The sequence below is a fragment of the Mesorhizobium sp. M0317 genome (assembly GCF_040321555.1).
Classification (GTDB): Bacteria; Pseudomonadota; Alphaproteobacteria; order Rhizobiales; family Rhizobiaceae; genus Mesorhizobium.
This window is the reverse complement of record NZ_JAMYRV010000010.1, coordinates 90,344-102,519: the sequence shown is the minus strand read 5'-3', so window position 1 is coordinate 102,519 and position 12,176 is coordinate 90,344. Positions and strand designations below refer to the sequence as shown.

11 protein-coding genes are annotated in these 12,176 nt (G+C 61.3%); 6 read left to right on the top strand and 5 right to left on the bottom strand.

The features are described from left to right. Positions 1-69 precede the first annotated feature (69 nt). Together NKI88_RS10590 and NKI88_RS10585 are read left to right on the top strand one after the other, a co-directional pair. Positions 70-939: a helix-turn-helix domain-containing protein gene (locus tag NKI88_RS10590; protein WP_023699850.1), complete on the top strand. Its 870-nt coding sequence runs from the start codon at positions 70-72 to the stop codon at positions 937-939. Positions 940-1,205: 266 nt separating this feature from the next. Continuing rightward, positions 1,206-1,952, top strand: a complete 747-nt coding sequence (locus NKI88_RS10585) for an IclR family transcriptional regulator (RefSeq protein WP_352655019.1) — start codon at positions 1,206-1,208, stop codon at positions 1,950-1,952. A 335-nt stretch (positions 1,953-2,287) separates the two neighbouring features. On the opposite strand, the gene NKI88_RS10580 is transcribed toward NKI88_RS10585, so the two are convergent. After that, entirely contained in the window at positions 2,288-3,013 is a 726-nt protein-coding gene (locus NKI88_RS10580; RefSeq protein WP_352655044.1) for an SDR family oxidoreductase, read from the bottom strand. 148 nt (positions 3,014-3,161) lie between these two features. Here NKI88_RS10580 and NKI88_RS10575 point away from each other — a divergent pair, with 148 nt between their 5' ends. Further along, on the top strand, positions 3,162-4,058 hold the full coding sequence (locus tag NKI88_RS10575; protein ID WP_023686927.1) for an AraC family transcriptional regulator: 897 nt from the start codon (positions 3,162-3,164) through the stop codon (positions 4,056-4,058). A gap of 70 nt (positions 4,059-4,128) precedes the next feature. Here the strand turns inward: NKI88_RS10575 and NKI88_RS10570 are convergent, their stop codons facing one another. Continuing rightward, a complete protein-coding gene (locus NKI88_RS10570; RefSeq protein ID WP_023695199.1) occupies positions 4,129-5,148 on the bottom strand; it encodes an NAD-dependent epimerase in 1,020 nt (339 codons plus the stop codon). Between the two features lie 31 nt (positions 5,149-5,179). Then, a complete protein-coding gene (locus tag NKI88_RS10565) occupies positions 5,180-6,460 on the bottom strand; it encodes a nucleotide sugar dehydrogenase (RefSeq protein WP_352655017.1) in 1,281 nt (426 codons plus the stop codon). 88 nt (positions 6,461-6,548) lie between these two features. Between NKI88_RS10565 and NKI88_RS10560 the strand changes: the two genes are divergently transcribed. The 3 genes from NKI88_RS10560 (at position 6,549) to NKI88_RS10550 (ending at position 10,089) form a co-directional block, all read left to right on the top strand. Then, positions 6,549-6,746, top strand: coding sequence for a hypothetical protein (locus tag NKI88_RS10560; protein ID WP_352655015.1), 198 nt, complete (start codon positions 6,549-6,551; stop codon positions 6,744-6,746). Between the two features lie 179 nt (positions 6,747-6,925). After that, a complete protein-coding gene (locus NKI88_RS10555; RefSeq protein WP_023667815.1) occupies positions 6,926-7,903 on the top strand; it encodes a UDP-glucuronic acid decarboxylase family protein in 978 nt (325 codons plus the stop codon). Positions 7,904-8,127: 224 nt separating this feature from the next. Beyond that, positions 8,128-10,089 (top strand): 3-hydroxyacyl-CoA dehydrogenase NAD-binding domain-containing protein, encoded by a 1,962-nt coding sequence (locus NKI88_RS10550; protein ID WP_352655013.1) that lies wholly within the window; start codon positions 8,128-8,130, stop codon positions 10,087-10,089. A 7-nt stretch (positions 10,090-10,096) separates the two neighbouring features. On the opposite strand, the gene NKI88_RS10545 is transcribed toward NKI88_RS10550, so the two are convergent. Then, positions 10,097-11,368, bottom strand: coding sequence for a cysteine desulfurase-like protein (locus NKI88_RS10545; RefSeq protein ID WP_023740559.1), 1,272 nt, complete (start codon positions 11,366-11,368; stop codon positions 10,097-10,099). 45 nt (positions 11,369-11,413) lie between these two features. Beyond that, positions 11,414-12,088 carry an amino acid ABC transporter permease gene (locus tag NKI88_RS10540; protein WP_023667812.1) on the bottom strand — a complete coding sequence of 225 codons (675 nt, stop codon included), beginning with the start codon at positions 12,086-12,088 and terminating at the stop codon, positions 11,414-11,416. Positions 12,089-12,176 lie beyond the last annotated feature (88 nt).

The window sequence follows — 12,176 nt, the reverse complement described above, 5'->3', positions numbered from 1 at the left end:
AACTCTAGCGCTCCTGGCAAGGATCGGTTAGGACGTAACGGCAAAACCGATTGGACTTTTTCCGGCGCCATGAGCCTCAATTCCATTCCTGATTTCTTTGTCTATGGCGAGCCGGTGCGGCCGCTTGATGTCGGCTTCCTGCATGTCGAGACGGTGCTTGCGCGCAGCAACATTCATCTCGGCCAGGTTGCCGCGCACAAGCATCCGCAAATGGGCCAGATCACCTACTGGACCAGCGGCTCCGGCACCTACCGCATCGAAGACCAATCCTGGGACTTTTCGGCACCGGCCGTCAGCTTCGTGCCGAGCACCATCGTGCATGGCTTCTCGATCGGGCCCGGCACCGACGCCATCGTCGTTTCGGTCGCCGATGATGCGCTTGCGGCAATAGCCGCTCACAGCCTGCTGCCATTGGACCGGCCGGTCTTTGCCGATAGCCTTCCTCAGCACGTCGCGTGGAAAAGGCTGGCGGCGGTGCTGGAGATGATCGCCGCCGAATATGCCGAGGCGCAGGCCGGCAGTGACAAGACCCTGCCGGCGCTGATCGCCGTCGCGCTCTCGCACATCGCGCGCCTTGGTCCCGAGGTGAAGGATGCCACCGGTTCTTCCGATGCTGCATTGGCGCGCGGCTTGCGCCGTCTGGTCGATGCGCATTTCCGCGACAACTGGCCCGTCGACCGCTACGTCGGGGCGCTGGCCACGACACCGCATCTTCTCGACAAGGCCGCCCATACGGTGCTTGGCAGCGGCGTCAAGCGGCTCATGGGCGAGCGACGGTTGCTGGAGGCCAAGCGGTTGCTGCTGTTCACCGTGCGCACCGTCGAGGACATCGCCTACGAAATCGGCTTCGAAGATCCGGCCTATTTCTCACGCTTCTTTCGGGAGCGGGTTGGCCAAGCGCCCGCCGCCTGGCGCCGCGCGCAGCTGGGGCAGAGTTGAAGCTTCCGCGCCGGCCAGGATCAGGCGTTTGGGCCGACACGCCGGCCAGGCACGGCGCCGCCGAGTTGATCCACCTGTTGATAGGTGTTGCCGCGCAGCATCACCCCGCACGGCGCGGCGCATCGAGATTGATGTCGCCGCGAAACTTGCTGGTGTTTTTTGTCGCTTCCAAACGGTTCGTTATTTGAACCACCAATTTACGTGCTATGAGCGGACTGCAAGGTGGATTGGCTTCCGTCCCATGCGAAGTATCTTGAGGATGCACGATGAGCACAGTCGGCAAAGCGATATCGCTGTTGGAGCAGTTCACGCTCGGCGAACCGGAGATCGGCCTGTCCGAGCTCGCCCGCAAAACCGGCCTCGACAAGGCAACGGCGCGGCGCCTGCTGATGGCGCTGGCCGACCACCGCCTGATCGAACAAGAGCCGGCAAGCCGCCGCTACCGGCTCGGCGCCGGCCTGTCGCGGCTGGCCCGCTTTCGCGACGCGCATTTTCCCTTCGTGCGCGTGGCAGCACCTGTGGTTCGCGAGCTGGCGCTGGAAACCGGCGAGACGGTGCATCTGTCGGAATTCAGCGCCGGCGCACTGCTGACGGTCCATGTCGAGCTCTCGGCAAAGGCCAACCGGGTCAATGTCGATGTCGGCCAGGTGCTGCCCTTGCACGGCACCGCCTCCGGCATCGCCTTTCTCGCCGCTTCGCCTCGGGAAGCGGCCGAGGCCTATGTCGACAAGCCGTTGCCGACCTTCACGCCACACACGGTGACGCAGCCCGAAAGGCTGATGAAGGCGATCCGGCTTGCCGCCAAGCGCGGCTATTCCTCGAGCTCCCAAGGCTATGAAGAAGGCGTGCACAGCATAGCCGCGGCAATCCTCGGCTCCGATGGGCGTCCTCTCGGTGCGCTCGCGGTGGCCTCGCCTGTGTCACGCGCCGATGACAGTATGGCGGCCAGCCAGGGCGAAGCGGTGATCAAGGCGGCGCGGCTGATTTCAGCGCGCCTGGCCGGCGAAGCCTGACATCTCTACCGTCGCAGGGGAGATGATTAGCGGGTTAAGTTCCCAGCGGCGCACCGGCTTGCCGCGACACCGGAACGCTTCGTCTGGGCATGCGGCTGGAGCGCAGCAAGGAAGAATTGTTGTCGCCCGCCCGAGCGTCGCCCACGATCTCGGAAATCGCCTTTGCTTGCGGGTTCAATTCGAGTGCGCATTTTTCGCGCGCGCTCGAGAGCCGATACGATGTGGCCCGCGGGAGTTGCGCCAGAGGCTGAGGGCGGGTGCATTAAAGGGTGGGCCGTTTGCCCGATCTCGGAGAGCGCCGTAGCTAGCCGAAAGCCGGCATCCGGCAGCAAGTTCTACATATTGGCAGCGGTTGGCCGCACGATCACTTCGTTGACGTCGACGCCATCGGGTTGATCAAGCGCAAAACGGATCGCCCGTGCAATGGCGTCCGGTGTGAGCGACTTCTGCCGCCATTCTTTCAGAGCCATGGCGACCTGAGGATCGCTGATATCGTCGCCCAGTTCGGTTGCGGTCACTCCGGGGGAGATGATCGTGGCGCGGATGTCGTCATGCTCCTGCCGCAGCCCCTCGGTGATTGCCCAGACGGCATATTTCGTGCCGCAGTAGACCGCCGCGGTGGGCAGCACGAAATGCGCACCGACAGAGGCGACATTGACGATATGCCCATTCTTCTGGGCGACGAAGCGCGGCAGCACCGCGGCGATCCCGTTCAGCACGCCGCCGATGTTGACATTGATCATGCGAGACCACTCATCGCGCTTCAGCGCGGCAAGCGGGGATAGTGGCATGACGCCGGCATTGTTGACCAGCACATCAATCTGCCCGAATTCGGCATGAGCGGCATCGGCAAAGGCGTCGAAATTCGCCGCGTCAGTCACGTCGAGTTCGCGCCACGCGACGCCTTTGCCGATTTCTGCGGCCAGCGCCTTGAGCCGCTCGGTGCGGCGGGCCCCGATGAGCAGTCTGGCGCCGGCACCGGCAAGTTCCCGAACCGTCGCTTCGCCGATGCCGCTGGAGGCGCCGGTGATGAGTACAACCTTGTCTTTAAGTCCCGTCATGATCGTTCCTTTTTCGCTGCGGTGACGGTGAGATAGATGGCGGCGAACCGGCAAAGGGCGGTAGCGTGATCGTCCAAAGAGTTTGCACGATCCTCCAAATGAACTCGAAATGCCTTGCAACATTTCGCGCCATGAAGATTTATGCGGCATGGAGAAAATCAATGAACTCGCCGAGCTGATCACCCGCTTTGCGCCGAAATCTGGCATGGCCGGCACTGCGGTGCCGCGGCTGTCGCTCATTCGCGCCAACCAGCCCAGTGCACCCGTGCCTGCGGTCTACGAGGCGTCGCTTTGCATAATCGCCCAAGGATCGAAGCGCGTCTCGCTGGCCGACCAGAGCGTGGTCTATGACGCATCGAGCTACCTGCTCGTCTCGGTCGACCTGCCGCTGGTCGGGCATGTGTTGGAGGCGAGCCCGGCGGCGCCCTACCTCTGTTGCAAGATAGATTTTGATTCCACCGCGCTGGCCGAACTGCTTGTGAAAGAAGGACGTGCATCCCCCAGCAGGGATCTGCCGGTGTTAGCTGCCTATCCAAGTGACCCCGACCTGATTGATGCCGCCTGTCGGCTTGTCAGGCTGCTCGATCGCCCCGAGAGCATCACCGTGCTGGCGCCGCTGATCGAACGCGAAATCCTTTACCGGCTCCTCACCGGACCGCACGGTGACACGCTTCGCCAGATGGCGTCGGTGGACAGCCACCTGAACCAGGTCAGCCGCGCCATCGCCACGATCCGCAATCATTTCCAGGCACAACTGCGCATCGAAGAGATTGCGGCGGCATCAGGCATGAGCGCGTCGTCCCTTCATGCCCATTTCAAGGCGATTACGCGCATGACCCCGCTCGAATACCAGAAGCAGCTGCGCCTGCAGGAGGCGCGAAGGATTATGCTTGCCGGCGGCGCAAACGCAGGCACGGCCGGGTTCGCGGTGGGCTATGACAGCCCTTCGCAGTTCAGCCGAGAATATCGTCGCCTGTTCGGTGCGCCGCCCCGGAAAGATATTGACCGCCTTCAGGCGACACCCAGTTCGGCTGCGGCTTATTGAGTTTTCCGAGCGGCATGCGCCAGCCATGGCTGGTCAGGAGCCAGCCGCCTCCAGGTGGCGAAGCGTCCGATCATGCTCGGTAGAACTCCCGGTACCATTCGACAAAGCGCGGAACCCCTATTTCGATCGGGATTTTGGGCTTGAAGCCGGTCGCCTCCTCGAGCGAGCTGACATTGGCGAAAGTTGCAGGAACGTCGCCTGGCTGAAGTGGCCTGAGGTTGCGGTTTGCCTTGCGTCCCAGCGCGTCTTCGAGCACCTCGATCAATCGGTTCAGTTGAACGGGCGAATTGCCGCCGATGTTGTGAATCCTGAACGGGGCGTTGCTGGTCGCTGGGTCTGGCGCGACACTTTTCCACTCAGGATTGGGTGTCGCGGGTTGCTGCATGACGCGGATAATACCCTCGACAATGTCGTCGATATAGGTGAAATCCCGCTGCATGTTGCCATAGTTGAAGACCTCGATCGGCTCGCCGGCGAGGATAGCCTTGGCGAAGATGAACAGCGCCATGTCCGGCCGCCCCCACGGACCATAGACGGTGAAAAAACGCAGCCCGGTGGTCGGTAGTCCAAACAGATGGCTGTATGTGTGTGCCATCAGCTCGTTCGCCTTCTTGCTTGCGGCGTAAAGGCTGAGCGGATGGTCCGCCGGATCGTGCACGGAAAACGGCATGCGGGTGCTGCCGCCATAAATCGAACTCGACGATGCATAGACCAGATGGCCGACGGAGGCCTGCCGGCATCCTTCCAGGATGTTGACAAAGCCGCTGAGGTTGCTTTCCACATAGGCGTGCGGATTGCTGATCGAATAGCGTACGCCGGCTTGCGCCGCGAGATTGACGACAACCTCCGGCGCGGCCGAAAGGAAGAGCTCCGAAATACGGTCCCGCTCCGTGAGATCGGCATGCTCGAAACAAAAATTCGAAAACGCTTTCAGCCGCTCGAGACGAGCCTGCTTCAGGCTGACGTCATAATACTCGTTCATGGAGTCGAGGCCGATAACCTGGCGTCCTTCGGCAAGCAGCCTCAGGCAAAGATGAAACCCTATGAACCCGGCTGCGCCGGTGATCAGTATCGGCCTGCTTGATGTCACTGCATATCCTAGCGTTAATTTCAGGCGAGCTTTACAAGCTCCAGTATTTTATGTTGTCGGGAACTTCATTGGGCTTGATGGCCGACTTGACATCGAACAGTGTCCCCCCCGGCCTGATCATTTGATAAAGACGCGCTCTTTCGTTGGTGAGATATTGCCTGTGAGGCACCGCCAGAACAAGCGCCTGCAAATCGTTTATCTCATCGAGCGGCAGGATTGTTTCGCCGTGATCACGCCGAGCGGTTTCGACATCGGCAAGGGGATCATGGACTTTGGGGACAATTCCGAACTGCCTTAGTTCCTTGACCATGTCGAAAACGCGGCTGTTGCGCAAATCCGGCACGTCCTCCTTGAATGTCAGCCCGAGAATGCCGACAGAAGCCCCTTTGACGGGCGTGTCAGAACCAATCAGCCGTTTGACAACCTGCTGGGCGACGAAGGCCCCCATGCCGTCATTGATGCGACGTCCGGCGAGGATGATCTGCGGATGGTAACCTTCGGCCTCGGCCTTGGCGGTCAAATAATATGGATCGACGCTGATGCAGTGGCCGCCGACGAACCCCGGTTTGAAGGGAAGGAAGTTCCATTTCGTCGACGCAGCATCAAGAACATCCTGCGTCCGGATATCGAGCCGCTCGAAGATCATTGCCAGTTCGTTCATCAACGCGATGTTCAGATCGCGCTGGGTGTTCTCGATAACCTTCGCTGCCTCGGCCACCTTGATCGACGGGGCGCGGTAGACGCCGGCATCGATGATACGGCCATAAACGTTCGCGACGCGCTCCAGCGTCTCGTTATTTTCGCCGGAGACGACTTTGACGATCTTTTGCAGCGAGTGTTCCCGATCGCCGGGGTTGGCGCGTTCGGGCGAATAGCCGAGGGCAAAGTCGCGGGGATGTCGCAGGCCGGAAACCTGCTCGATGATCGGCCCACAGAAATCTTCGGTCACACCTGGATAGACTGTCGACTCAAAAACGACGACGGCGCCTTTGCTCACCGCCTCGCCGACGAGTTCGGACGCCAGTTTCAAAGAAGCTAGATCGGGAGCGCGATTTGCGTCGATAGGGGTTGGCACGGCGACGATGAAGAAAGTAGCGCCTTTCAACATCTCCCGGTCGGTGGTCAGCCCTATCGAGGTCTCCTTGAGCGCCGTTGCGTCAACTTCCCCCGTACGATCGACGCCGCCACGCAATTCCCCGATCCGACGCTCGCTGATGTCAAAAGCTATGGTGCCGGGGAAAACCTTCCCAAAGGCAATGGCTACCGGCAGGCCGACATAACCCAGGCCGATAACTGCAATGCGTTCGGACATCCGTGGGGTTCCTCGAGCCACCTGTTGAGCCGACGTGCTTGTATGGCAGGCTGTTGGCCAATTCAACGATGCTCTATCGCGAAGAGGAATGTCTCATGAAAAATGGTCGTTGCCATTTTTCATGTTGCCATCCGCCGATGCCATCGATGTTGTGGATAAAATCCAGCAGGACCGGGTTTCGAGCCACTCTCTGCTGCGGATTGGGGTGAACCGTCAGGTTCTGCCGGCCATCTACGCAGCGGCGGCCCTGACGACAGGGCTGATATTCTCTGCTGCCAATCCATAGGCCACTATCGGCCTCAATCGTGCCTTCTGATCAAACCAAATGCCGGGATCGGAATTCGCATCGGCACCGAGCGGATCTGCGAAATTTCAGTTTGGTCCTTGTGCATTGGCTGCGGACACGTCGTATCCTGCGTGTGGCGACCGATATGTGGTCGATCAGCATTTGCCTGGGAGCAGAAATTGGCCAGACTCTATGACAGCCGCAGACGCATTCTCGTTACCGGGGGCGCAGGGTTTATCGGCTCGCATCTTATTGACCGCCTGTTGGAACGAGGCGACGAAATCTTGTGTGTCGACAACCTTTTCACCGGATCAAAGCGCAATATCGACCATTTGGCCAAGCATCCCCGCTTTGAATTCATGCGCCATGACGTGACCTTTCCGCTCTACGTCGAAGTCGATGAGATTTACAACCTGGCGTGTCCGGCCTCGCCTGTTCACTACCAGTACGACCCGGTTCAGACGATCAAGACCGCCGTGCACGGCGCCATCAATGTTCTTGGACTGGCAAAGCGGCTGAAATGCAAAGTCTTTCAGGCCTCCACCAGCGAGGTCTATGGTGACGCGTCAGTGCATCCGCAGCCCGAGAGTTACTGGGGCAATGTAAACCCGATCGGACCGCGCTCATGCTACGATGAAGGCAAACGCTGCGCCGAAACGCTGTTCTTCGACTATCACCGACAACATGGCTTGTGGGTCAAGGTCGCGCGGATTTTCAATACGTTCGGGCCGCGCATGCACCCGGCAGACGGCAGGGTTGTCTCAAATTTCATCGTGCAGGCGCTTCGTGGTGAACCGATAACCATTTTCGGCGACGGCTCACAGACAAGGTCGTTTTGCTACGTCGACGACCTGGTGAGCGGCATGCTGCGCCTCATGGATACGGGGCCGGAGGTGACCGGTCCAGTAAACATCGGCAATCCAAGGGAAGTAACGATCAGGCGCTTGGCCGAACTGACGACGCAGATGACCGGATCAGGTTCGGATATAATTTACCGCGATCTTCCGCAAGACGATCCGCGGCACCGCCAGCCCGATATCACCCTTGCCAAAAGGCTTGTCGGCTGGGAGCCGACGGTGACTTTGGAAGCCGGGCTGCAACAGACGATCGACTATTTCAAAGCCCTGCTGCCGAAGGTTTCCACAAACTCGCCTTGACCCGGCACCGCAGTGCAACCGTCAAGTCTGACCGATCACCGTCGTGGTAGCGACGCCTTTTGCAGTCGACTCCGGTAGGCTTGAAGTTTTTTGAATTCTAATTATTTTAAGCTTGAAATTATTTGAAGAATCCATGGCGCTTCATCCGTCCGGGCCGGGACACCGGCATTTGGCGGAGAGCAGAAGGAGGAGGAAGATTTGCCGTCGTTCCGGAATAAAACTCCATGAACACAGCACGATTTTCCGAGAGTGTCACAGGCAAGATCGTCGATGGCGTTCTCATCGTCGCGATCGAAAATCCGCCGGTCAACGCGCTGTCCTTCCATGTCAGGTTCGGGCTGATGGCTGCGCTTCGGCGTGCAGCGTCGGATGAAGTGTCTGCCGTGGTGCTCACTGCCATCGGACGCACTTTCATCGGCGGCGCAGATATCAAGGAGTTCGGCAAGCCCGCTGTCTCGCCCACACTGCCTGACGTGATCGAGGCGATCGAGAGCTTCGCCAAACCGGTCGTCGCGGCAGTTGGCGGCACGGCGCTCGGCGGCGGCTGCGAGATTGCGCTAGCCTGCCACTACCGGGTGGCCAGCAAGGCGGCCAGCTTCGGGCTGCCCGAGGTCAAGCTCGGGTTAGTGCCTGGGGCCGGCGGAACCCAACGCCTGCCCCGCCTCATCGGCACGGTCGCCGCAATTGACCTGATCGGCACGGGTCGGCCCGCAAATGCCGACGAAGCTCTCGCTCTCGGTCTGATCGATACCATTGCCGACGATCTTCCCGAAGGCGCGCTCGATGTCGCCCGCCATCTCGTCGGCCAACCGCTGCGGCCCACGGGCGCGCTTTCCGTCCCGCGCTCGCAACCTGAGGCCGACGCGGCAGCCGCAAAGAAGGTACTTTCCCGCAGCCGAGGGCAGATGGCGCCCGCAGAAGCCGTGAGACTGGTCCAGGCCGCGTCCACGGCCAGACTTGAGGACGGTCTTGCGGACGAACGCGCGACCTTCCTGCGCCTCCGGGATTCTCGCGAAGCGGCAGCGTTGCGCCACGTCTTCTTTGCCGAGAGGCAAGCCAGCAAAGTCGACAGGCTGGAGGGTGTCACGCCTCGCAAGGTCGAGACCGTCGGTATCGTCGGAACCGGCCTGATGGGTGCAGGCATCGCGGTCTCGGCCTTGAATGCCGGCTATGACGTAATCGGCATCGAGCAGACCGACGACGCGGCGGCAAAAGGATACGAGCGTATCGCCGGCCTTCTCGACAAGTCGGTCCAATCCGGCCGTCTCACCGATCATGCGCGCAGGGAGGCGCTGAGCCGGTTTGAAGCGGCCAGCGACGCCGGCAGGCTGGTGCAGGCCGATCTGGTCATCGAGGCAGTGTTCGACGATCTCGCGGTAAAAACCGAACTCTTCCGGAAGCTCGAACGTATCGTCCGCCCGGACGCCATCCTTGCGACCAACACCAGCTACCTCAACCCCGACGAGATCGCCTCTGCAACCGCCCGGCCCGAACGGATCGTCGGCCTGCATTTTTTCTCCCCGGCCAACGTCATGCGGCTCACCGAAGTGGTGGATTGCGCGGCGACGGCGCCCGATGTGCTCGCCTCGGCGATCGCCTTCGTCAGGAAGCTCGGCAAGCTGGCTGTCGTGTGCGGCGTTACCGAGGGTTTCATCGGCAACCGCATCTATTCGGCCTACCGCCGCGAGGCGGAGTTCATGGTGGAGGATGGCGCAGCACCCGATGAGGTGGATGCCGCGCTGGAGGCCTGGGGCTTCCCGATGGGGATCTTCGCGGTCAACGATATGGCTGGGCTGGAGATAGCCTGGGCGCGGCGCAAGCGACAGGCGGCGATGCGCGATCCGCAAGCACGTTATGTCGAAATCGCCGACCGGCTGTGCGAGGCCGGCCGCTTCGGCCGCAAGACCGGGCGCGGCTGGTACGATTATTCGGACGGCGAACGCCGGAGAGACCCGCAAGTAACGGCGCTGATCGAGGCCGTGCGAGCGGCCAAGGGCATCGTGCCGCGCCGCTTTTCGCCCGATGAGATCGTCACGCGCTTGCTGGCGGCAATGGCCGACGAGGGCAAGGCACTGCTCGCCGAAGGCATCGCGGCGCGTGCCTCCGACATCGATCTGGTGATGATCAACGGCTATGGTTTCCCGGCCCACAAGGGCGGGCCGATGTTCCGCGCCGGAGAGGTTTAAGGACCAGCTACGACAGCCTTGCGATGACGGCGCGCAGTGCCTCGCCGAAACGCCTGACCTCGTCGACCGTGTTGTAATGGACCAGCGAGGCGCGGATGGCGCCGCTGTCCATCGACAGGTTGAGACGCTTCATCAGCCGGGGCGCATACATATGGCCGTCGCGGATGCCGATCTGCATGTCAGCCATTTCCTCGACGATCCGCTGCGGCGACAGCTTGCCGATGTTGAAGCAGAATGTCGGCACGCGTTCGTTGATGCGGGCTTCCTCGGCGACGCCGTAGATCGTGGCATTGCATCCCTTGAGCACGGCGAGCATCTCACGCGCCAGGAGCACTTCGTAATCGCGGATGGCGCCCATGCCGGCAACGATGTTGTCGCGCCGCGAGCGGTTGTTGGAGGGCGCCAGATTGCGGCCGATCAGTTCCAGGTACTGCACTGCGGCATCCATGCCTGAGACGTTCTCGTAGATGAAGGTGCCTGCCTCGACCTTGTAAGGCGGCTCGTCGGGGATGAAATCCTCGCGGAAGGTCGGCAGCCGCTTCAGCGTTTCGAAGCGGCCCCACAGAAAGCCCATATGGGGCGAGAAATTCTTGTAGCCGGAGCAGACGAGATAATCACAGTCCCAGGCCTGCACGTCGATCAGCCCGTGCGGTCCGTAATGCACGCAGTCAAGGAACACTTCGGCCCCGGCCGCATGCGCGATCGCGGCCACCGAAGCGACTTCGACGATCGAGCCGATCGAATGCGCGGTCACCGTGCAGGCGACGAGACGGGTGCGATCGGAAACCAGCGGCTTGAGGTCGTCGACATGCAGGTTGCCGTCCTCGCGCATGCGCCACCATTTGAACTTGGCTCCGGCGGGCTCCAGCGCCAGCCACGTGGCGATGTTGGCGTCGTGGTCCATATCGGTGATGACGATCTCGTCGCGCTCTGTGTCCTTGGCCAGCATCTGGCCGATGCCGAGGCTGACCAGGCGAATGAACGAGGTGGCGTTCATGCCGAAGCAGATTTCCGACGGACTGTAGGCGTTGATCAGCAAGGCCACGCTCGTCCGAGCATCCGCAACCGATTGGTCGACCGTGACCGAGCGCCCATAGCGACCACCACGCTGCACATTGTGCGAGACCAGGTGATTGGTCACCGCGTCGAGCACGCTCTGCGGGATCTGCGCGCCGGCGGCGTTGTCCATGAAGATGAAATCACCGGCGCGCTGCAAGGCCGGAAACATGGCGCGGATGGTGTCGACCGGAAAGCCGCCGGCGGCTTGGGAATTGCTCAACTGTATCTCCTGCGAATGGCTTGGGAAGCGGGACGGTTGATGAGGTCAGCGCGTCTTCTCGGTCTTGAAGCGGTCTTCGAGCAGGCTGACGAGGCGGACCATCGGCCAGAGGAAGATGAGATAGACCAAAGCGGCGCCGATCAGCGGCGAGGGATTGGCATAGAGCGACTGCGCGTTGGTCGCTTCCTTCAACAGTTCAGGCAGCGCAACGGTGGAAGCGAGCGACGTGTCCTTGAACATCGAGACGCAATTGCTGGTCATCGGCGGGATGACGACGCGGATCGCCTGCGGCAGCACCACCTTGCGCAAGGTCAAAAGGAAAGGCAGGCCGAGCGCCTGTGCTGCCTCGAATTGGCCTTTCGGAATGCTCTCAATGCCGGAGCGGAACACTTCTGCTGAATAGGCCGACATGATGATGGCGAACGCCGTCACGGCGGAGGCCCAGGACGACAGACGGATGCCGAGGAAGGGCAGCGCATAATAGATCAGGATCAGCACCACCAGCACCGGCAGGGCCCGGAAGATGTCGGTGTAGCCGACCGCCAGCCAGCGCAGCGGCTTCGGCGCATAGAGCCGCAACAGGCTGATCCCCAGGCCGATGGGAATGCCGATGCCGATACTCAAAATGCCGAGCAGCAGCGTGTTCAGGAAGCCACGCAACAGCGCCGGCAGGCTGGACATTATCACGTCAGGATTGAAGAAGGTGTCGATCAGCGACATGGGAGCGTTCCCGAACCCCAGAGCAAAGGATGCTCAAGTTAAAACCAATCGACCTTGCCTCCGATGAGGCTATCCGTGTGGCAGCAGG